Here is a 21396-nt window from a genome sequence, read left to right as displayed (position 1 = left end):
CCCTTGATTAATGAACAAAGATATCTTATAATTAACTAACTATCTAAGAAATGATCGGAAAAAATAAAAAAATATTGAAGAAATGTATAATATATGAATAAAAAAAATATCACAACAGAAATTACTAGTATTTTCACCCCTAATACTAAAAATAATATCCCTGAAAATCCTGGTGTTTATCTTTACAAGGATTTAAATAATACTATCCTCTATATCGGAAAAGCTAAAAATCTTCGTAAACGCGTAAATTCCTACTTTGTCAAGACTCCTGTTTTTTTGAAGACACATCTTCTTGTGCAACAAATAAAAACAATAGATATTATTGTTGTTAATAATGAAAATGAAGCGTTATTTTTGGAAGCAACACTCATCAAAAAATATCTTCCAAAATTTAATATCACCTTCAAAGATGGTAAATTTTATCCTTATATCAAAATAACCACTACTGAAGAATTCCCTCGCATCTTCATTACAAGAAACAAATATAATGATGATAATTTATATTTTGGTCCTTATATCAGTTCTAGTAATGTTCGATCTACCTTAGAAATATTACAAAAAATATTTCAATTACGGACATGCAAGATACTTCCCAAAAAAGAATGCCTTGAATATCATATGAAACGCTGTTCTGCTCCTTGTATTCAAAAAGTCACCAAACAAAAATATCTCAAATCTCTTACTGGTGCTATTGATTTTTTATCAGGTAACACAGAAAAAATTATCACAAAGCTACAAAAAAATATGAATAAAGCTGCCAAAGAATTATTATTTGAAAAAGCACAATTATACAAAGACCAACTTGACTCCCTCTATGCTTTAGATCAAAAACAACAAGTATTTCTATCCTCAGAAAAAAATATAGATATTATTGGTATCTACCACAAAATGGGGAGTTTTGGTATTGTAGTATCCTTGTTAAAACATGGTAAATTATCTGGTAAAGAAGGTTTTATTGTCAAACATAACAAAGTTAATGAAAACAAATTTACAAGTATGGAAGTATTAGAAGAGTTCATTATTCACAAATATTCTCATAATAATATTTTGCCACACCAGATATTAATTAATCAAGAATTTCAAACTATTTGTCCAGAATTAATTACATGGTTCAAAGAAGATGGGATTGATTTGGATATTCAAGTTGTCAGTGATATTGAGTCTCAAGAATATTCTCTCTTAAATCTTGCTGAAAAAAATGCTCATATCCATCTTGAACAAGCTTTGTCCGAACCTGATCTGTTACAAACATTAACAGATTTACAACAAGAATTACACCTTACTAATTTTCCAAGTATTATTGAATCTTTTGATATATCCAAGCTTGACGGCACTCTTGCTTCTGGAGTAATGGTACAGTTTCAAGGGGGAGAGCCCAACAAAGATGCTTATCGTTTGTTTAATATCAAAGCAGAAAATCAACAAGATGATTATATAGCCATGGAAGAAGCTGTCTATAGGCATTACAAAAAGCTCATCACGGACAAAAAACAACTACCGCAACTCATTGTTATTGATGGAGGGAAAGGACAACTTTCATCAGCTATAAAAGCACTAGATCAATTAGGTATTACGACAATAGATATTATTTCTATTGCCAAACAAGAAGAAGAAATTTTTCAAGTAAATCAAAAAATAGGTACAATATTAGCATCTAATTCACCTGTCTTACATCTTATACAAAGAATAAGAGATGAATCCCATCGATTTTCTCAATATCAATTACACAGACGCATGGATAAAAAAATGAAACTATAATCATATTAAATAACATTAATATTACTATACAAAAAAACCCTCCTATCAATAATACAGGAGGGTTTTTTGTATAAATAATTTATAGAAAAATTCACAACAATATTCTCTTTATTATTGCTACAAAGTAGTATAAATATATTATATTATTATATGAAAGTCAAAATTCAATAAAAATATACTTGATTAAATTTTGACAAAAATCGAAAAATTATAGAAAATAAGATACAGAATTAATGTGTTCAAGAAATTACACAGATATTTTACGCAAAAAGGAGCTACCATGCTAGAAATGTGTCTTAATTACTACGGTATATATGACAACTTACATTTTTCTTTATCATTACACAAACTTGAACAATTAGCATTTCAACAACATTCTTGTGGTTATAGTTATAGCTTATCTCCTACTTTTTCTATGTCTTATTTTGAAATTAAAAATTTATTAAATATTTATCAAGATTCTAATTACGAACATACTGTTCATGAAATATTTCGTTATGCAGCCTTTTTTGGTCTTATTTCTCATGTCATTATCTCTCCCTTCCATATTGAATGGAAATATAATTGCTTTCATCAAAGAGATCTGTTTTTTTCTAAAATGCGTTTAGAAATTCGTGAACAAAAGAAAATTTCTTCTTATTTTTAGATAAGGATTGACTTACTATCTTGATCTATTGTATAATAGATTATACATAATATAAAAGTGCTTTTATACAAAAATTGTATAAAAGTTAAAAGGGAAATCGATTAAAATTCGATGCGTTACCCGACACTGTAATTAGTCACAGCAAACACAAAATGCCATTCAATTTTTTGGAGAAGGTGTGTTTGTATGCTAAGAGCCAGGAAACCTGCTTTTATATTTGTCGACATTCTTCCTCGGGCATAAGGAAGAAAGGGCACCGAGATTTCTAGAATCTCTCTTTCCTTTCTATACAAATTAAAACCCGAAAAGTATTAATACTTTTCGGGTTTTTCATTTCTTTACGCCTGCATACAAAGTTTGTCCTACTACAAATTTAACTTTAATTGTTAATTAAAGTTGCAGGAGCACAATATATATTTATTTATTTTTTATTTCTTATTTTTTCCTACTTTTATCATTGCACAAGAAAGGAACAACTCTAATATTATTCCTGTTGAATCGACTGTTTTTCAAAATACTGTTGCAAAATATTATAAACCAGGATTGAATTTTCAAAGTTCTTCTGTCAACAATAATAATTCTCTAGCCAATCTCATAAATTCTTCCTCTGTTAGTATTGAATCTTCTGCCGTAGGAAGAATAGGCGCTATTAGAATTAATGGAGCAACAACTCCTCCTATTTTAGGAATTGATGGATTTATGATTAAGGATCCTAGTATTAATCAAGGACAATTCATCTTAGATTTACTTCCTTACGATTTTGCCCAAAGAGTTGATATTTACAAACAAAATCTAGTACCCTTAGGTATTAATGCAGGAAGTTTTATCGATTTCCGTATCCCTATTACTTTTGAAAATTATGCAACTATATTTGTCAAAGCTAGTACTACAGCTAATCTTTATACCAAAATTCAAGGGGAAAGAATATTCAAAGAGGGATCAACATTTTTTGGTTTTGTTAGTGATTTAGGATTGAAAGATTATTATTTTGCTACCGATAAAGGGGCTAATTTTGAGACTTATCCCTACTCTATTTACAAAAGATTTTCTTTTATTTCTAAAACAGTATGGAAAAATTTGGAGTTTTTACTTGCAAATACCTATACTGATAGTTTTGGAGAAACAGCAGATCCTACTTTCAAAACTTGTCAAATAAAAAGAAATAATCTCATTACAGGAATTCGTTACCAAAAAGATATTTTTTTAATAATAGCTAATTATACCTTCTATAATCAATTTATCACTACTGATGTTTTTACTAATGACTATCTTAATCATCAACTCAATGTACAAACTGGTATTTCGGATCAGATTGATAAATATAATTATCAAATTCTCTTAGCTTATGAATTTAATCAACTCAATGATGGTAAGAGAGCCTCTGCTGAAAATTATAAAGGTATCCCAAAATATGGAAATCATTTTCTTCATATTATTACAGAATTTGGTGCATCTATATTCAAAGAAAATACTAATCCTACTATTAATATGGATTTCAATCTTTCTTTAAATCAAATTGTATCTCAAAATTCTTATACTCCCGTTCCTCTACTAACAATAGGATTAAGACATAGAAACGGTGTTTATGCTTCTACACATATTAGTCGTGTTTATGTGCTTCCTGATTTTTCTACAGCTTATGGATTTGGAACTCCAAATCCTTTACCAAACCCCTTGGTAAAACCTAAAGATGGTGTGAGAACAGGTATTGAAATAGGAATTAATAAAACTAATTGGCGTGTATTCGCTAATGTTTCCTATTCTTGGCTTGATAGAGGTTTTCGTCTTACTGAAAAAAATACTGTTGTCAATTCTGACAATGTTACAGCAATTTCTACTGAAATTAGTAGTGAATACAAAATATTTATCAATACTAATGTTATAGAGATACACACAGGACTTGCTTGGACAGAAGAAAAAGATATAAGAGGATTTGCTCCAACTCCAACTCCAACATGGCAGTGGATGTCAAAAATAATAGGAAGAAATATGGATAATACTTGGCACACAACGCTTACTTACAAATTAGTAAGTAATGTTCCTAATGGTAGTGGTTTTGTAGATAAGGTACCAAGGCATTATTTGGATCTTAATATAAAATATAAAATACTTATTTTTAATCTTTTGAATTTAGCTAATCAATCTTATCGATCAATACCAAATAATATATATTCTCCTTTTAATCCAGGAATTAGAGCTGAATTTGGCATTGAGTACACTTTTTAAAGAATATTTATTGAGGAAAACATTATGAAAAATAAAATAATTACTTTGTTTGGATTTTTTCTATTAGCAAATTGTAGCCTTAGCGCTGATAATTCTCAAATAATTCGTACTATTATTACAGTAAATTCAGATCCTACTATACAAGCTCAATACAAAGACGAATGGACAGACATCACCAGTAGTATAGACAAAAATAATCCTTACGCAGGGCGGGCTAATATTTGGGGTGGAGGATTATTGTCAATGCATTTTTGGTTTGAAAAGGGAGATTTATGGGATTATATGGATAATATTGATCCAAACAAAAAATATATTCTTCACACATTAGTAAATAATCACACGCTAGGAAAAGAGAAAAATAGTTTTATCGATGGAAAAACAGCTATTATGGTTATGCCTGCATCTGCTAGTCCGAAATTAAGTGGAGCTCTTTATATAGTCAGAATATCTAATAATACAATCTACAGAACTAAGAGTGAGTGGGGATTTGCATTTATTGACGCGTGGGATGGAGAACAGGTAGACATAGGAAATCTTATTGCTATAGCTACTAATAAAAATATAAAAAATCATGTATTAAGAGGGCTATTATGAAATATTATTTAATACTATTATTCCTATTAAATTCTTGTAGTAATGCCCCTTCTTCTAACAATAAAGATTCTACAAAAACAATATTTTATCTACATCCAGATATGTTCACTGATAGAAAAGTATCTGCAACAACAAAATATACAAGCGATAATGGAAATTCAATCTCTCTTTTATGGCAAGGTTTGGCTTATGGTGATCAAATTGAGTACAATCCTGAAAACCCTATTTTTAAGATATATTATAATCATAGTATTATTTCAATATATGGAGATACAAGAATTTCATATATGGATAAAACAAAAGAAATTAGTTATGAAGTTCCTTTATACAAAAAAAGATATACTTTAAAAATACACAATCATAAAGTGATAGATATCCAAGTAGAGACTATTCTAGATCTTATACCACCAAATACCATAGGGAAATTAAATTTTGATATGTTCAAACATGATCAAAAGTTATTGTACTATTATATCAAACCTGGGCCTTCTCATCCTCCTTTTTTTGGAGGTGAGAAAACTTGTGTTATTTCAGCAAACACAGCCAAAATAATTAATATTTCTGGAGATCTTATTACGATAAGTTATAATTTTATCCCCAAGGATATTATCGTAGATAGTTCTATTTCTTACAATCCTCCTAATGATATCATTCAATATACAGTGTCTCAAGAGGGCGTACTACAAACATACAAAATTACTATTGTCGATAATAAAGTTACTCAATTCGATACAAGATAATAGTAACAATCGCAATAAAAAAGCACCTAGCGTAAGCCTAGGTGCTTTTTTACTGATTAGCTCTTAATAAAAATTATAATAATACGATAGCATCTATTTCTACCAAAACATCTTTTGGCAAACGAGATACTTCAACCGTAGCTCTAGCTGGATATGGCTCTGTAAAATATGATCCATAAACTTCGTTAATTTTTACAAAATCATCCATATTTTTAATAAAAATTCCACAACGAACAACTTTGGAAAAATTTGTTCCAGCTTCCTCTAAGATAGCTTTAATATTTTCCATACTTTGTTTTGTTTGTTCTGAAATATCAGAACTTACTTGCCCTGTAGCTGGATTTACTGGAATTTGACCTGAAACATATAGCATTCCATTTGCTACGATAGCTTGAGAATAAGGCCCTATAGCTTGAGGTGCTTTGGTAGTAGAAATTTGTTTTTTCATAAAACTCTCCTTTGAAATATATTGTTTTATCGTATTATTTATTATAATAATTTTATTATCTTATTTTAATCTATTATGGATAATTTGACAACTATTATTTTAATACTATTAATATTGATCAAAGATATCTTATAATACCACTATATTATTTGTATACATCTTTGTAAAAAACAAAACGATATGGGCTATTTGTTGATAAAATTATTATTTTACCATATAATGTGAAATATGAAAAAACTTACCACACTTATGTTAATTTCACTTTTCTTAAATGCTTGTTACAGACTTCCACAGCGTGAGGAAATAGAATATCGTAACACCCTCGAAAATGCTATTGTCAAGACATTCCCCAAAAAGGTGATTGTGATTATTCACCCTTTTGATAATCTTTCTAAAAAAGATACTAATAGAGCATATCTAGAAACAGCAATTCCAGATAACATAGAGGCTATGTTAGAATCACTTCGTTCTACATTGGCTTATATTCCTTTTGATGGGATGCCCTTTTATGTCTCTACAGAATTATCAAATTTATTTCAAAAAGTTGATCTTAAAGATGGAGAAGAGGGTGATTTTGATGAATTTAGCTCAGACACAAATAGTGATGATAAGGATGAAGATAAGAATACAAACTCTATATTCTATGACAAAGATAAAGATAAAACAGATTATGATAGATTTGAAAATTCTTATTTTACCTATCTCACCAACTATTTATTAGTAGTTCCTACACAAGAGACTCAATATAATGCTGAAACTACCACAAATACTAATTATTTTGAATTCACTACTAATAGTAAATTTGTTAGTGGTGTTATGGAAACAAATATTACTTCTAATGAAATTCTAAAAACTGTCACAAATGCTATCAAAACTAATGTTGTTGTTGTTAACAAAAATTTACTCACTCCTACCAATATGCTTCTTATGCTTTATGAAGAATTTCCAACACTAACTAACTATCTAAGTTTTTTACCTATAGAAGTGCGTAGAGCTACAGAAGCCGATATTACTGCCCTGGACGACTATAAGCTAAAGCTTAGTGATCCAAAAAAATGGAAAGCCAAACAGCTCCAAAAAAATAAAGATACAAACGAAACAACAAACATTATTGAACCTATAGAAGAAAAAAAAGAAACAGAACCTTCTCAATCTTTTGAATATATATATCATATTGGTGGGGATTTTCGTACTCGTGAAAAAAATTCTGTTATCCAACCTGTAGAGACATCCATAAGATTGCAAATATACCCTGTATACAGTACAGGTGATACTTGGTGGGAAAAGAATTTTTCTTCAAAACCTCCTTTACTAAAAACTATCTTAAAATTAAAAGATAGTTTAGATCCTACAGACAAAGAATCTTTTAAAACAGTGTTTTTACGGACTCCCTTTAAAAAACCTGACATATCTCCAAGATTACAAGACGAATTCGATACTTTTTCAACTAATTTTCGAGATACAAAACCTGCAACTCCTAGTAATCCATTAAAAACTAGACCAAGCCCATTAAGTCTACGAATTAATGTTCCTGAAAATGAAATTCCTATAGCGATGAAAGACTGGTTGAAATATTTTCATTCTATTATTATTAATAGACCCTATACTGTTCTTAGAGTAGATAGTTTTCCAACAGATTCTCTTGTTTATCTTAATGGATTTTATATAGGTTCCACTCCTCTAATTTATCCTACAGCACCTATTGGGGAACAGCGTATTTTATTTTTGAAAGAAGGATTTAATAGAGAAGAAATTTTGACAGCTATTACGCCGAATCAAACAAATTGTATTAATTATAAATTGCAAGCCTTAAATAATTCAGGAATAGTAAGTATTACAGCATCTATTCCTGATGCAGAAATTTACATAAATGCTCAATATAAAGGTAAAACTCCTTTAATTATTAGTAATTTAACCTTATACAACAAATATAGAGTAGAAATTCTCAATCCTACTGCACCATTAAGCTCCAATAGAAATTCTGTATACAAAAATATTACACTAACAGATGATAAAAAATCGATAAATATCGATGCTCAATTTAAAAGCTATGAAACTTCTTATCGGACTAAAGCCCAAACAGCATTATTAACAGCTACTTATCTTTCTTGGTTTACAACTATAGGATTACTAGGAGCTAGTTTTTATACACAAGCTCGTTCTAAAGAAGCAGATGATTTGGCAAATGCTTTTGGAGCTGTTACCTCTGGTGTAGAGCAAGAAAGATTAAATCAATATATAGCAGATAGAGATCGCTTTGCTGTCACCAGCCAAGCTACTTTATACGCTTCTATTGCAGCTGCTCTTTTATCAACGGGTATTATGAGTTGGTATTTATATAGTAAAGAAGTCTATTTGGGAATGGAAATTGATCCAGAAAAAAAAGAATGGTATGCTAATTTTAAATTGAAATTCTAGATTTAATAAAAAAAATATTTTAAATAAATAAAAGAAAAAACTCCTAACTTAATACTAGGAGTTTTTTGTATAATTAAAAAATTGATATTACAACAGATTTTAAAGATCTTCTGTATAATATAAATAACGAAAACAATTTGGACATTGAAGTAATGCAGAATCATCTACATCTTGAATAGTGTCACCACCATGATAAGACGTTGGTAATAAAATATTACATCCAGAACAAGAATCTTCTTCAATTTCAGCCATGACAACGCCTTTATTTTTGACAAGAAGTCTATTAAAATATTCTGTAAAATGAGTATCAAATTCTGAAGAAATCGAATTAATTCCTGCTTCTATAACTTCTCTTTCTTTTTTAGTCTTAGATTTAAGACTATTAATTTCTTTTTCTAATACAGCGATTTCCGTAGTATATGTAGCAATATTCGTTTCTATTATTTCAATTTCTTGAGTAATATCACCCATTTTAGATTTATCATAATAAAATTGTGCTTCAATCACTGCTCTATCTTGAGAATATCGATCCATATCTTTTTCCCAAGATTTAATCTGGCGAGACATTTTAAGATTATCTCTATCTTTTTCCATGTTATCAATCTGTGTAAGGATATGATCTAATCTTATTTCTTCTTGTGTGATTTTTTCAGACAAAGAAGTGCTAAAATCTATCAATTTGATTTTGTTATTTTGAGCAAGATCGTAATCATCTTTTAATTGTAAAAGTTTTTGTTCATTATCTTCGTAAGTTGCTACAATAACTTTTCGGTCTTTGTAAAGCTCTTGCCAACGAATTATATTTTGAATACGAGATACACGATCCATACTAGCTCCTCCAATATTTCAACACATTTGAATTATTAATTATTATTATAATTAATAATAGCATAATTGTCAAGTCAAATCACTCTTACACAATAAATCATAGTTACTACCATAAAGATGCTTACTTTATTTCTCATGCTACATCAATAGTATAGTTATATTCTTTTACTTGTTGAGATACTAGAAGAACCATTCCTTTTTTTGTAGACAACTCATTAATGGTATCTTCTTTATTATCTGCCCATCCGCACCAAGGTTCTATACAAACATATGAAGATCCAGATTTTGACCAAATAGCTAACAAAGGTAAATCATCATTCCAATTCATTGTAACAGTACGAGGACTATTTTGAAAACGAAGTACAGCTTGTCTTGATATAAGATTATCAAAAATTATCGTATTATTTTGATCAAAGGTATTTGTATCAAATACTAAAATTTTTTTTCCATGATTTTTTTCTTTAGAAATAATAAAACCATCTTCTGTATCTATAGTGGAGATCAAAAGCTCATCTTCTAACTCTATATAAGAATTTTCTAATTTATCATTCAAATTAAAAGCAGGGTGCAAACCAAATACAAAAGGCATCACCTCTAAAGACATATTAGTAATACGATGTGATATGTAAATTTTATGATTTTCTATTCTATAAAAAACATCCATTTTGAATGTAAAAGGATATATTTTTTTTGTTTCGTCATTAGCTACAAAAGTGAATTGTATCTCTTTGTCTGAAAGTTTTGTGCTTGTAAATTCATTGGTACGAATGATACCGTGATTAGGCATTGTATATTTTTGGCCATTATATAAATATTCTTTATTTTTTAATCCACCAACAATAGGAAACAAAATGGGTGCTCTTCCTGACCAAAATTCTGCATTACCTTGCCATAAATACTCATAATTAAGATCATTATCTTTAATTGATTGTAATTCAGCTCCTAAAGAACTAATAGTTACTTCTAAACCATTATCTTTAATAAGATGATTCATATATTTCTCCTTATTCTTATAATGTAATTTAACAAATAAATATCTTAAATCTTTATTTTAGTGTAAATATCGTGTATACTAAAATATCCTTAAAAAACAGGAATATTATGAATTACTCACATCTTCCAATTCTTTTTCTTATACTCACAAGTATGGCTATTCCTATATTAAGATATACAAGTTTATTATTTTCACCTATTACTAACAATAGTATACGCTTTTTATCTGGAGGTGTTTTTTTACTTATTATTGCTTTATGTCGTTATAGATCTAAACTACCATCCCTTTTCCCCAAACAAAAATATATATGGAGCTTACTGATATGCTGTTCTTTTTTGATGAGTATTAATATGGTATATTTCATCAAAGGACTATCGTTGAGCTCTGCTTTTACAGGAAGTATGTTTACTACTTTTGGGATTCCCGTAACAACATTATTTGCAATGTTATTTTTTCCAGATGAAAGAAAAAAATCATACAATATATTCTTTTTTATAGGCATGATTATTTGTATTATAGGCAGTATGATTTTTATTAATCAGAATAATAATAATATACACTCAAATAGCAACAATCAGTTCACATCGGGGACACTATTCTTGTCTATTAGTATTTGTAGTCAAATAATTCTTAATAATTTAATCAAATATCTTTCAACACAAGTACCTATTATTATTATAGCCTTATGTAATTCTTTTGGTGTTGGTATATCTTTATTAATATTAGCCACTATTACAGGAGATATACAAGAACTATCTAGTGTGGGTATAGATAAAATTATTATTTTAATTTTTGCAGGAGTATATGGTATTTTTGTTGGAATGTTAATTGGATTTTCTGTTATTAAACAAAATGGTATTACTACCTTTAATATTATACAACTTTTGACACCTATTACTACGGCTATTTTTTCTTATTTTATAATGAAAGAAAATATCTCATTTACTCAATTTTTAGGATCATCCATTATTCTTTTGGGAGCGTATTTTTGTGTGTTTGGTAAACATACTTTTAATATTTTGTTAAATAAATATAATAATAAAAATTTAGGATAAATCATGAAAAAAGTTATTATAATTACAGGAGCATCTACAGGTATTGGTAGAAATACTGCTATCAAATTGGCTAAATTAGGGCATAGTGTTTATGGATTGTCGCGTAATACTGAATTGATGGAAGATTTAAAAGCTTATGGTATTTTCCCTATGCAAGTAGATATTACATCTCCTCAAAATATAACTCAGGTGATTCAATCAATTTTAACCAAAGAATCTGATATTGATGTGCTCATTAATAATGCTGGGTATGGATTTTATGAATCATTAGAAGAATGCCCTATTAACAAAGCAAAAGAATTGTTTGATATCAATGTATTTGCCTTAATGCAAATGACACAAGCAGTGCTTCCTACCATGAGAAACTCAAAATCTGGTACTATCATTAATATTTCTTCCGTTGTGGGTAAAGTTACTTTACCCTTTATGGGTTGGTATAGTGCAACAAAACATGCTGTTGAAGGTCTCAGTGACTCTCTTCGTATGGAACTCAAAGCTTTTAATATCAAAGTTGTTATTGTTGAACCAGGGCGTATAAGATCAAAATTTGGACATACAGCATTGAGTTTATCAAATCTAAATCCAGTATCACCTTATTATAAACCTATGATCAAGTTTCAAGATCTTATAAATAACAATCCCTTTCCATCAGCTCATCCTAATTCTATCTCTAATACTATTATTAAAATCATAACTAGTCCAAATCCCAAAGCTAGGTATAGTCCCAATTTTGATGCTAAAATCATCCTATTTCTCAAAAAATGGTTTGGAGATAAGTTTATAGATTGGCTTATAAGATATCGATTATAAGATAACAACAAAGAAGCACTCCTAGGAGTGCTTCTCGTATGGGGCCCGGAGGGGATCGAACCCTCGACCCACCGATTATGAGTCGGTTGCTCTAACCATCTGAGCTACAGGCCCTTACTAAATTAATAGTATGATAGTATAACATATTTAATTAATATATGCAATACTTTTTTTCAAATTTTAATCATTATATATTATCATAGATAAAAGATATTTGAATATTATTTTGTTCCCCTTTACAAACTACAACTTGAGCACCTATTCGCCTAATTTGATTTATAATACTTTTCCATTCAAGTGTTGTATTGATATCATCAAATTCTTTATAAGGAATATCAGCTAAAGAAAATGTGAAAAAATAATTTTTTTCTATCATTACTACAGTAATAATAATTTTTTTAATTTCTGTAGTACTAGAGTAATTGTATTCTTCTACATATTTTAATAGTAATACCATTGTATTTTGCCATAAATTTGTCTCAACCAAAATATTAGGTAATTCTATACCAAACAGCTTTACAGAACAATCTGGATATGCTTTGTATACTGAAGTTAATGCTTTTCTTAAAACATCTCCCAAAGGACTTTTTGAAATATTAGATTCGATAACTCTTTCATCTGTATTATTTTCTTTTGTTGTTTGCTTCAACACAAATAATACATGTGTTACCTTTTTATAAGTTTTATTATAATAAGGTGTAAAAATGTATTCTGCTTGAAAGATACCAGCGATGCCTTTAAATTTATTAACAAAAGAAGATTTATTTCCATTGAAACAGTCATTGATAGCACACAATATATTATCATGAATAGAACTATCAAATAAATAGTGAAATATTGTATGATTTAAAATTGGTTTTTCTAGCATATTTTTGATAAATTCAGGATTGCTTTGTTCAATTTCATGTTTTTTATTAATTACAGCCATGGGGATTGCTGTATCTTCATAAAATTGATGAAAATAATCAAATTTATGAGCTTGATGATCTTTGATAAAAATATCTATAATTTTTTTTTCGATTAGAATGATTTTGCCTTCTGGATTTTTGATTCCTGTATAATAGGCTCTTTCTTCACAAATTATATTTTTGGCAGTAATAATATCTGTAAATCCATGCCAAACTTTATCGTTTTCTAAAGTTGACCAAAAATCCTTGGGAGGTATTTCTAAAATATTATTGTAATAAATCACATCAATAAATTTTCCCAGCAATTGATTTTTCTTTCTTCCATACAAACGACAAGCAGAATTTGTAATAGCATGGATAGTTTGTAGTGCAGGATCTATACAAACTATCATTTCTTCTTTTCTATTAAGAAATTTATTGTATTTTTGTTGTTGTCTGACACTAGACATAGGCCCGTTTCGTAACTTGATAATTGATATAAATAACGCTACAGATAAATTCAACAATTGAATACCTAAAAAATATGTATCACCAATAATAGATGAAATTGGAATTCGTATAGCATACAAGGTTAATAAAGTGTATCCTAATGTTGATAAAAAATTTAACACAGGATAAGAAAAAATAATTACATAGCTAATTAATGGTATAAGAGATAATAACACTACATGCATACCAATATATTGCCAAAATAAGATAATCGATAATACATACAAAACAGATAAAATGATCAACCGTAAAATAATAATCTTTCGAATATACACTGTAAATCCAACCCCTTAACTATTTTTACTAATAATATAATATATATTATTATATTAATTTTTATTATTATCAAGTTATTATAAATATATTTATATATACATTGATATTTATTCAAAATAATAGATATAATATATATCTATTCAAAACATTATTTATGTCAATTTATATATAAATTAAGGAGATCGTATGCCAAAACATAAAAAAGTTGTTTTCAACATAACGGGTATGCACTGTATAGCCTGTGCAAATCGTTTAGAAAAAAAAATAAATGCTCTTAATGGGGTTAGCCATGTTACTGTCAACTTTCTATCTAATACAGCGTCTGTATCTTTCCAGCCTTCTATAGTTAAAGAAATTGCTATTATTACTCTTGCTAGTAAAATAGGATATACATTAACTACAGAAACAACAACAATTTCTTATAAACAAGCTTTTTACAAAGAAATTTTTTTTGTTATTATAGCTTGGATTCTGACTTCTATTTTAATGATTCCTATGTTATTAGGACATCATGATAGTATGAGTACAAATTCACCTTATTTAGGTATTATTGTAGCTGGAATGACAATTTTTATACCAGGATTTTCTATTGTAAAAAATGCTATTACTTCTTTATTCGCTGGTGTTATGGGTATGGATTTTCTCATCACCTTAGGTGCGTTAGCTGCATGGGTAAGTTCTCTATTACCTTTATTTGGACTTAATATTCCTGATTATTCCGTAACGGCATCCATGCTTATTACAGTAAATCTTACAGGACGCTTTCTAGAAAATATAGCAAGAGGAACAGCTTCTAAAGCAATATCAGCTTTAGCTAATTTTAATGGCAAATACGCACATCTTATCACAAAAGATGGTACAATCACAGAAGTTTTGATACAAGATCTAAAAATCAATGACACTATCCAAATCAAATCTGGAGAAAAAATACCTACAGATGGAATAATTATAAAGGGAAGAACCTCTACAGATGAAAGTTTTCTTACAGGAGAATCACTCCCTATAGAAAAAAAACCTGGAGATTATATTTATGGGGGTTCTATTAATATTGATGGATTTATTATCATACGCGTAGAAAGAGATTCTCAAAATAATATGCTTGCTCAAACAATCAAATTAATTCAAGAAGCTCAAGACACAAAAGTTCCAATACAAGTACTAGCAGATAAAATTACAGTAATTTTTGTTCCTATTATCCTAATTATATCTTTTTTGAGTTTTGCTATTTGGTTTGCTTTTCCTGAATTTTTTCCTGAATTGTTGTCTTATTTTGGATTTTCTTACAATTCTTCTTCTCGTTTTACTTCTGCACTTTCCGCAGCAATTTCTGTGTTAGTAATCGCTTGTCCTTGTGCTTTAGGTCTGGCAACCCCTATGGCTCTTGTCAATGGCTCTACTTTAGGAGCTAAAAAAGGTATTTTGATTCGTAGAGGAAGTGCTGTACAACATCTCTGTGATATTGATATTATTGCTTTAGACAAAACAGGCACACTTACCATGGGCAAACCTAAAGTTACCAATGTAATAACATTGAATTCTAATACCTCTGAAGCTTTAGAAATTATTACGGGATTAGAGCAAAGCTCTACACATCCTATTGCACACGCTATATCAATATACGCTAAAGAACATAAGATAGAAGCCAAAATATTAGAAAATATTATTAATAGTCCTGGTCAAGGTATTTATGGAACATACAATCAAATAGATTGGTTTGCTGGATCTTTAAAAGCTACTCAAGAACAAGATATTGATATTTCTGAAGAATTACTACTAAATATGAACACTACTATTTCATTACACGAAACATTAGTTTGTTTGTCTAATATGCATACTAAAAATTGTGAGTTGATTTTGAGTTTTACAGATTCATTAAATCCTGAAGCTAAAGATTGTATCCATCATCTACAAGCAATGGGTAAAAAAATTATCATGATCACTGGAGATCGTAAAAATGCTGCCCATGCAGTCGCAAAAGAATTAAATATTACCTCTGTAATGTATGAATGTTCTCCAAAACAAAAATTAGACACTATAAAATCACTGCAAGATCAAAATTTCAAAGTATGTTTTGTAGGTGACGGTATTAATGATGCAGCTGCATTGGAACAAGCAAATGTAGGAGTTGCTATGGGAACAGGTACAGATATTGCAGCAGAATCAGGTGATATTATTCTTGTAACAGGATCATTAATTTCATTGATCACTTCTTTTAAAGTAGCAAAAGCAACATTCACTAAAATCAAACAAAATTTATTTTGGGCTTTCTTCTATAATTGCGTTGCTATTCCTGCAGCATTTTTAGGCTTATTACATCCTGTTACTGCTGAAATAGCGATGACATTTAGTTCTTTAACTGTTATAGGAAATTCTATATTATTATCAAAGAAAAAATTATCATAAAAAAAAATTAAAATTTGATTGATTTTTTTTATTTATTTTGTTATAATAAAAAAGTCCCATACTTTAGGATTCTGCACCTCCTTGCAAGACCTAAGAAAAAACTATAAAGGAATTTAACTTATGAGCTTAAAAACAACTTACACAAAAGCTCCAGAGATTTCTCGTAAATGGCATGTTATTGACGCCCAGGGTAAAGCTCTTGGTCGTATATCTGCTGTTGCAGCAAGAATTCTTCAAGGCAAACACAAAGCAACTTTCACCCCGCATGTTGATGACGGTGATTTCGTCGTAATCATTAATGCTTACCAATTCACACTTTCAGGTAGAAAAGAAAATACTAAAGTATACAGACGTCATACAGGATGGATGGGTGGACTCAAAGAACTTAGTCACAAACAAATGATGGATAAAAAACCTTGGTTTCCATTAGAAAAAGCTATTAAAGCTATGTTACCAAAAAATCGCCTTGCTCGTCGTATGTTTAAAAAACTTATTATTGTTGAAGGCTCTGAATTCAAAAATGCTAACAGTGGATTAATCATTCACAGAGATATTTAAAGGAGAAATAACATGGCAGTTATAAAAAAAGATACCCGTGTTTATGCAACAGGTCGTCGTAAGACAAGTGTTGCCCGTGTTTTTCTTTCTCCTAATGGAAAAGGAAATTTCACAGTAAATAAAAAAGACTATACAGAATATTTCCCAGAATTTTTTCGTGATCAAATTTTTGAAGTATTCACTATTACAAATACAACAAATCAATTTGATATTTTTTGTACTGTAAAAGGTGGTGGTGTTAATGGTCAAGCTGAAGCTATTCGTCATGGTTTAGCTAGAGCTCTTAACCTACTAGATAGAGATAAATATCGTCCTACCTTAAAAGATAAAGGTTTTCTTACTAGAGACGATAGAATGGTTGAGCGTAAGAAATACGGTCTCCGTAAATCTCGTAAAAAAGAACAATATTCAAAACGTTAAATATCAAAACACCTTTCATACGAAGGGTGTTTTTCTTTATGATATTTATTAATCAATATATTTTCTATTTAACCATTGATTTTTTATCCCTATAATATCATAATATATTTAATATAAAAAAAATGTAAGGGTTTATTATGTCTAAAAATATCAAAAAAGCATCTATTTTGGGTGGTTCAATGATAGTAGCGGGAACATCTATTGGTGCAGGAATGCTAGCTTTACCTACTGTTTCTGCTGGTATGTGGTTAGCTTGGGCTTCTCTTTTACTTATTTTCACTTGGTTTTGTATGTTTCGTTCTAGTCAAGCCATTTTAGAAGTTAATATGCACTTCGAAGCTGGAGTTAGTTTTCATTCTCTTGTGAAAAATACATTAGGAACAAAATGGAGTATTATTAACGGTATTTCAATTTCTTTTGTTCTGTATATTTTAATATATGCTTATATTAGTGGTGGAAGTTCCCTAGTCTCTTATCTTTTTGATGTTGGTAGAATAAATATCGATAGAAAAATAGCTAGTTTTTTATTTGCACTTACACTTATTATTTGTATCTGGGCAAGTACATGGCTCGTTGATAAATTTTCTGTTATTATGGTAATCATTATGTCAATAGCATTTTTTATTTCAATGAATGGCTTGTTACCTTCTATTAGTCTATCAAATATATTTGACACCAATAATAATATTATTTATATGTGGGCTGCAGTATCAACCTATTTGACATCTTTTTGTTTTCATGGTAATGTACCCAGTCTCGTAAAATATTTTGGTAAAGAACCAGATCGTATCAACAAATGTCTTTTATACGGAACATTAATTACTTTAGCTTGTTATAGTATTTGGATTTTTGTTGCCAGTGGAAGCGTTTCTCAAAAAGGTTTCAAAACTGTTATTAATGCTGGAGGGAATGTTGGTAGCCTAATTCAAGCTGCTAATACTGGGGCATCTAATGTATTCATCACAAGAGCTTTAGATACTTTTGCAGCTTTAGCAATAACTACTTCCTTTTTAGGAGCAGGCTTGGGTTTATTTGATTATCTTGCTGACCTTTTCAAAATTGATGATACTCCTATAGGACGAGCAAAAACTAGCCTCATCACTTTTGTCCCACCGATGATTGGTGGTATATTTTTTCCAGAAGGTTTTATCTCGGCTATTTCTTGGGCTGGATTATTCTCTATAATTTGGGCTGTTATTGTTCCTGCATTAATGGTATTAAAAGTTCGCCAACAGTATGGTGAAATAAGCTATTCTCCCTTTAAAGGGAAATTTATTCCTTATTTATTAATTATTTATGGTATTATTGCAGGTCTTTGTCATATCCTTGTGGTATTTAAAGTTCTTCCCGTATTCAAATAAAACACCCAATTTATATTATTAGAATTTTTTTTCATTTATTCAACAATGTACTATTGTTTTTTTCAAATATTAACTAAATTATTAATAATTATAATAATATAAATATTATTGCAAAAGAGGTTTTTATGAAAAAAATAATACAATGCATGTGCATTTTATTCATTGGGATGAATATTATAGAATGTGTACCATCTAACAAGAAAAAGACAAACGCTTTAAAATACCCTAAATCATGGAACTATAATAGTAATTGGGGAACAGTAAGTAAAAAATGTATGGAAGAGGATCACCAATCTCCTATTAATATTATTACAACAACAGCTATAACAAATGAAAATAAACAGGATCTTAAAATTAATTATGAACAAGTAAATATAGCTCAATTAGAAAATGTTGGATATGCTATAAACGCATTAATCGATGATTCTGCTATAATTAATTATAAAGGTTCTAATTATACTTTACGTCAATTTCACTTTCATAGTGATAGTGAACACACTATTAATGGAAAAAATGTCCCTTTAGAACTTCATTTAGTACATAAAGATGAAAACGATCAATTAACTGTTTTAGGAATTTTATTTAAAGAAGGAACTAAAAACGAAGTGTTTCAACAATTTTTAGATAGTGCTCCAACAAATAAAACAAGCATAGATTATAATCAAAGTATTAATATAGTAACTCTTGTTCCACAAAAAAAATCATTCTATAGCTATGATGGATCATTAACAACACCTGGATGTGACACTATTGTAAATTGGTTAGTATTTAGCGAACCTCTAACAGTATCTGCCGAACAAATTGCACAATTTTTAGTATTTCGTAGTGGTCAGAAAAACAACCGTGTTACTCAAAATATTGGAACTAGGGTCGTTAATTTTCATAACTAATCTCAAATAAAAAAAACACCTCATATTTTGAGGTGTTTTTTTTATTATAATTTTTTAATAATATCACGCCATTCTAAAACAATAGAATTTTCTACTTTGGAAAAACTTTTTAGATATTTGGTTACTGACTCATCTAAAAAAATTTGTTTATATTGTTGAGAATTCTCTTGAGCCATATTATACAAAGCTTTTAAACTAAGAAATTTTAATTGACTGTATGTAAAAATTTCTATTACTAAGAGTGATTCTGAATAGTATTTATATGCTTCTAAATAATTTTTTTCATCCATATAAATATCAGCTAATAATTTGGTAGCTAATTCATAATTTTTTTTGGTAGGCATTTTTTCAATAATTATGTTTAGATCTTTAATAGCTTTATTATTATTTTTTGTATGGGTCATATATATTCCAGCTCGTCTGAGATATATATCTGATAAAATAGGAGAATCTGCTGCAGGATATTTTTTAATAAAAGCTGCGATTTTTTTTAATACCACACTGTCATCAAAAGTACTGGTTAAAATAATATCTTGATAATCAGATATATATTCTGTTGATCTTACAGATGTATTCAAACCATTAAATCTTTTAATTCTTTTTTTATCTTTAGCATCTAAGGACGCCGTAATTATTGTGCCAATCAAAGCTCCTGTTCCTATACCTACACTAGACCACATTACAGTATCCCATGTAGATACATTTCCTAGACTTGCAAGCACCTCTGTACTATTATCTGCTTTTAAAAATTCTTTGTATGATTGAGCTGCTAGTACTTGAGCTGTAATAGCCATAATAGTAGATACTACTGTAATTGTTGAAAAGAAAGCAATATATGGAGTGTATGGACTTTTATAATTAATAGCTAAAGAATTTTTCTTGAAATCATGTGAAATTTGATAATTACCATAAGGTAAAGCTAATACACCATCTAACACACTGTACGGTTTTTTATTTGCATAAAAAAGAGAATCGCTTTGGTTAGGAAATTCTATATCAAAAGTGAGAGGCACTAAATTGAAAAAACAATTTTGTACTTTTGTTGATTTTTTGATTGTATTTGTACTTGAAAAGTATTCAACTTTTTCTATTATAACTTTAGTATTCGTTAAAAAATTAGTGATTTTTAAAGGTGTTTTTCCTAAATTAATAATTTTTATTGAATCTTTATTTGAAATTTCTATAGATACTTTTGCACCTAAAGGCGAAGAAGATATAAATAAATAACTAGAATACAATGGGCTATTAAAAATAATAATATAGACAAACAATAAGATATTTATATTAAGTGATTTCACTCTAGTATGCATTCTATTCTCTCTTTATTATTCAACAATAATAATATCTCTGGGAGATAATAATTTACCCATATTTTGAGATCTCTTAACTAATCTAGACCTTTCTATTTCTATTAATATTGTTAGTTCTTGTTTTCTAGCATTAAGTTGCTCTATTTCTTGGGTTAATTTTATTGTTTCTCTCATTCTTTCTCGAGATACAATACGCTGTTCTGTAAATAACAATCCATAGAACATTAGTATGGTAAGAACAAAGAAAAACCTGAATATAGACAT

The 21396-nt window shown here is 28.9% G+C and carries 19 protein-coding genes, 1 tRNA gene and 1 riboswitch; of the genes, 13 read left to right on the top strand and 7 right to left on the bottom strand.

Annotation, left to right across the window (positions count from 1 at the left end; genetic code table 11):
• Positions 1-93: 93 nt before the first annotated feature.
• The 5 genes from uvrC (at position 94) to KFW21_06655 (ending at position 5964) form a co-directional block, all read left to right on the top strand.
• Entirely contained in the window at positions 94-1758 is a 1665-nt protein-coding gene (gene uvrC / locus KFW21_06675) for an excinuclease ABC subunit UvrC (GenBank protein ID MDK2819114.1), read from the top strand.
• Positions 1759-2038: 280 nt separating this feature from the next.
• The gene (locus KFW21_06670) at positions 2039-2404 is read left to right on the top strand and encodes a hypothetical protein (GenBank protein MDK2819113.1); all 366 of its coding nucleotides are present in this window, start codon (positions 2039-2041) and stop codon (positions 2402-2404) included.
• A gap of 38 nt (positions 2405-2442) precedes the next feature.
• A riboswitch (cobalamin riboswitch) is annotated at positions 2443-2632 on the top strand.
• Positions 2633-2800: 168 nt separating this feature from the next.
• Positions 2801-4630 carry a TonB-dependent receptor gene (locus KFW21_06665; protein MDK2819112.1) on the top strand — a complete coding sequence of 610 codons (1830 nt, stop codon included), beginning with the start codon at positions 2801-2803 and terminating at the stop codon, positions 4628-4630.
• 24 nt (positions 4631-4654) lie between these two features.
• A complete protein-coding gene (locus tag KFW21_06660) occupies positions 4655-5224 on the top strand; it encodes a hypothetical protein (GenBank protein ID MDK2819111.1) in 570 nt (189 codons plus the stop codon).
• On the top strand, positions 5221-5964 hold the full coding sequence (locus KFW21_06655; protein ID MDK2819110.1) for a hypothetical protein: 744 nt from the start codon (positions 5221-5223) through the stop codon (positions 5962-5964). The genes KFW21_06660 and KFW21_06655 overlap by 4 nt, the downstream gene beginning before the upstream one ends.
• A 73-nt stretch (positions 5965-6037) precedes the next feature.
• Here the strand turns inward: KFW21_06655 and KFW21_06650 are convergent, their stop codons facing one another.
• Entirely contained in the window at positions 6038-6412 is a 375-nt protein-coding gene (locus tag KFW21_06650; protein MDK2819109.1) for a RidA family protein, read from the bottom strand.
• A gap of 228 nt (positions 6413-6640) precedes the next feature.
• On the opposite strand from KFW21_06650, the gene KFW21_06645 reads away from it, so the two are divergent.
• Positions 6641-8830, top strand: a complete 2190-nt coding sequence (locus tag KFW21_06645) for a PEGA domain-containing protein (GenBank protein ID MDK2819108.1) — start codon at positions 6641-6643, stop codon at positions 8828-8830.
• Positions 8831-8929: 99 nt separating this feature from the next.
• On the opposite strand, the gene KFW21_06640 is transcribed toward KFW21_06645, so the two are convergent.
• Positions 8930-9658 (bottom strand): hypothetical protein, encoded by a 729-nt coding sequence (locus KFW21_06640; protein MDK2819107.1) that lies wholly within the window; start codon positions 9656-9658, stop codon positions 8930-8932.
• Positions 9659-9791: 133 nt separating this feature from the next.
• On the bottom strand, positions 9792-10652 hold the full coding sequence (locus KFW21_06635) for an aldose 1-epimerase family protein (protein ID MDK2819106.1): 861 nt from the start codon (positions 10650-10652) through the stop codon (positions 9792-9794).
• Between the two features lie 107 nt (positions 10653-10759).
• Between KFW21_06635 and KFW21_06630 the strand changes: the two genes are divergently transcribed.
• Positions 10760-11707, top strand: a complete 948-nt coding sequence (locus KFW21_06630; GenBank protein ID MDK2819105.1) for a DMT family transporter — start codon at positions 10760-10762, stop codon at positions 11705-11707.
• 3 nt (positions 11708-11710) lie between these two features.
• Positions 11711-12517, top strand: a complete 807-nt coding sequence (locus KFW21_06625; GenBank protein ID MDK2819104.1) for an SDR family NAD(P)-dependent oxidoreductase — start codon at positions 11711-11713, stop codon at positions 12515-12517.
• Between the two features lie 40 nt (positions 12518-12557).
• On the opposite strand, the gene KFW21_06620 is transcribed toward KFW21_06625, so the two are convergent.
• Together KFW21_06620 and KFW21_06615 are read right to left on the bottom strand one after the other, a co-directional pair.
• Positions 12558-12631: transfer RNA gene (locus tag KFW21_06620), tRNA-Ile, on the bottom strand.
• A gap of 73 nt (positions 12632-12704) precedes the next feature.
• Complete coding sequence (locus tag KFW21_06615) at positions 12705-14189, bottom strand: hypothetical protein (protein MDK2819103.1); 1485 nt, start codon at positions 14187-14189, stop codon at positions 12705-12707.
• Between the two features lie 187 nt (positions 14190-14376).
• Between KFW21_06615 and KFW21_06610 the strand changes: the two genes are divergently transcribed.
• From KFW21_06610 to KFW21_06590, 5 genes are all read left to right on the top strand, one after another.
• Complete coding sequence (locus KFW21_06610; protein ID MDK2819102.1) at positions 14377-16593, top strand: cation-translocating P-type ATPase; 2217 nt, start codon at positions 14377-14379, stop codon at positions 16591-16593.
• Between the two features lie 120 nt (positions 16594-16713).
• Positions 16714-17151 (top strand): 50S ribosomal protein L13, encoded by a 438-nt coding sequence (gene rplM / locus KFW21_06605; protein ID MDK2819101.1) that lies wholly within the window; start codon positions 16714-16716, stop codon positions 17149-17151.
• A 12-nt stretch (positions 17152-17163) separates the two neighbouring features.
• Positions 17164-17571 (top strand): 30S ribosomal protein S9, encoded by a 408-nt coding sequence (gene rpsI / locus KFW21_06600; GenBank protein ID MDK2819100.1) that lies wholly within the window; start codon positions 17164-17166, stop codon positions 17569-17571.
• A gap of 137 nt (positions 17572-17708) precedes the next feature.
• Complete coding sequence (locus KFW21_06595) at positions 17709-18932, top strand: aromatic amino acid transporter (protein ID MDK2819099.1); 1224 nt, start codon at positions 17709-17711, stop codon at positions 18930-18932.
• Between the two features lie 125 nt (positions 18933-19057).
• Complete coding sequence (locus tag KFW21_06590; GenBank protein MDK2819098.1) at positions 19058-19822, top strand: carbonic anhydrase family protein; 765 nt, start codon at positions 19058-19060, stop codon at positions 19820-19822.
• A gap of 44 nt (positions 19823-19866) precedes the next feature.
• Here the strand turns inward: KFW21_06590 and KFW21_06585 are convergent, their stop codons facing one another.
• Both KFW21_06585 and KFW21_06580 read right to left on the bottom strand, forming a co-directional pair.
• Positions 19867-21132 (bottom strand): hypothetical protein, encoded by a 1266-nt coding sequence (locus KFW21_06585; GenBank protein ID MDK2819097.1) that lies wholly within the window; start codon positions 21130-21132, stop codon positions 19867-19869.
• 15 nt (positions 21133-21147) lie between these two features.
• Positions 21148-21396 (bottom strand): hypothetical protein, encoded by a 249-nt coding sequence (locus KFW21_06580; GenBank protein ID MDK2819096.1) that lies wholly within the window; start codon positions 21394-21396, stop codon positions 21148-21150.

Source organism: Spirochaetota bacterium, from assembly GCA_030154445.1.
Classification (GTDB): Bacteria; Spirochaetota; Brevinematia; order Brevinematales; family Brevinemataceae; genus Brevinema_A.
The sequence above is the reverse complement of the archived record's forward strand: the minus strand, read 5'-3'. Positions and strand labels throughout refer to the sequence as shown.

Excerpts from the sequence above, each read along its gene's own strand:
- KFW21_06645 (MDK2819108.1), top strand. The coding sequence starts at position 6,641 with ATGAAAAAACTTACCACACTTATGTTAATTTCACTTTTCTTAAATGCT.
- KFW21_06650 (MDK2819109.1), bottom strand. The coding sequence starts at position 6,412 with ATGAAAAAACAAATTTCTACTACCAAAGCACCTCAAGCTATAGGGCCT.
- KFW21_06580 (MDK2819096.1), bottom strand. The coding sequence starts at position 21,396 with ATGTCTATATTCAGGTTTTTCTTTGTTCTTACCATACTAATGTTCTAT.
- KFW21_06625 (MDK2819104.1), top strand. The coding sequence starts at position 11,711 with ATGAAAAAAGTTATTATAATTACAGGAGCATCTACAGGTATTGGTAGA.
- KFW21_06590 (MDK2819098.1), top strand. The coding sequence starts at position 19,058 with ATGAAAAAAATAATACAATGCATGTGCATTTTATTCATTGGGATGAAT.
- KFW21_06630 (MDK2819105.1), top strand. The coding sequence starts at position 10,760 with ATGAATTACTCACATCTTCCAATTCTTTTTCTTATACTCACAAGTATG.
- KFW21_06660 (MDK2819111.1), top strand. The coding sequence starts at position 4,655 with ATGAAAAATAAAATAATTACTTTGTTTGGATTTTTTCTATTAGCAAAT.
- rpsI (MDK2819100.1), top strand. The coding sequence starts at position 17,164 with ATGGCAGTTATAAAAAAAGATACCCGTGTTTATGCAACAGGTCGTCGT.
- KFW21_06670 (MDK2819113.1), top strand. The coding sequence starts at position 2,039 with ATGCTAGAAATGTGTCTTAATTACTACGGTATATATGACAACTTACAT.
- uvrC (MDK2819114.1), top strand. The coding sequence starts at position 94 with ATGAATAAAAAAAATATCACAACAGAAATTACTAGTATTTTCACCCCT.
- KFW21_06610 (MDK2819102.1), top strand. The coding sequence starts at position 14,377 with ATGCCAAAACATAAAAAAGTTGTTTTCAACATAACGGGTATGCACTGT.
- rplM (MDK2819101.1), top strand. The coding sequence starts at position 16,714 with ATGAGCTTAAAAACAACTTACACAAAAGCTCCAGAGATTTCTCGTAAA.
- KFW21_06640 (MDK2819107.1), bottom strand. The coding sequence starts at position 9,658 with ATGGATCGTGTATCTCGTATTCAAAATATAATTCGTTGGCAAGAGCTT.
- KFW21_06655 (MDK2819110.1), top strand. The coding sequence starts at position 5,221 with ATGAAATATTATTTAATACTATTATTCCTATTAAATTCTTGTAGTAAT.
- KFW21_06595 (MDK2819099.1), top strand. The coding sequence starts at position 17,709 with ATGTCTAAAAATATCAAAAAAGCATCTATTTTGGGTGGTTCAATGATA.
- KFW21_06635 (MDK2819106.1), bottom strand. The coding sequence starts at position 10,652 with ATGAATCATCTTATTAAAGATAATGGTTTAGAAGTAACTATTAGTTCT.
- KFW21_06585 (MDK2819097.1), bottom strand. The coding sequence starts at position 21,132 with ATGCATACTAGAGTGAAATCACTTAATATAAATATCTTATTGTTTGTC.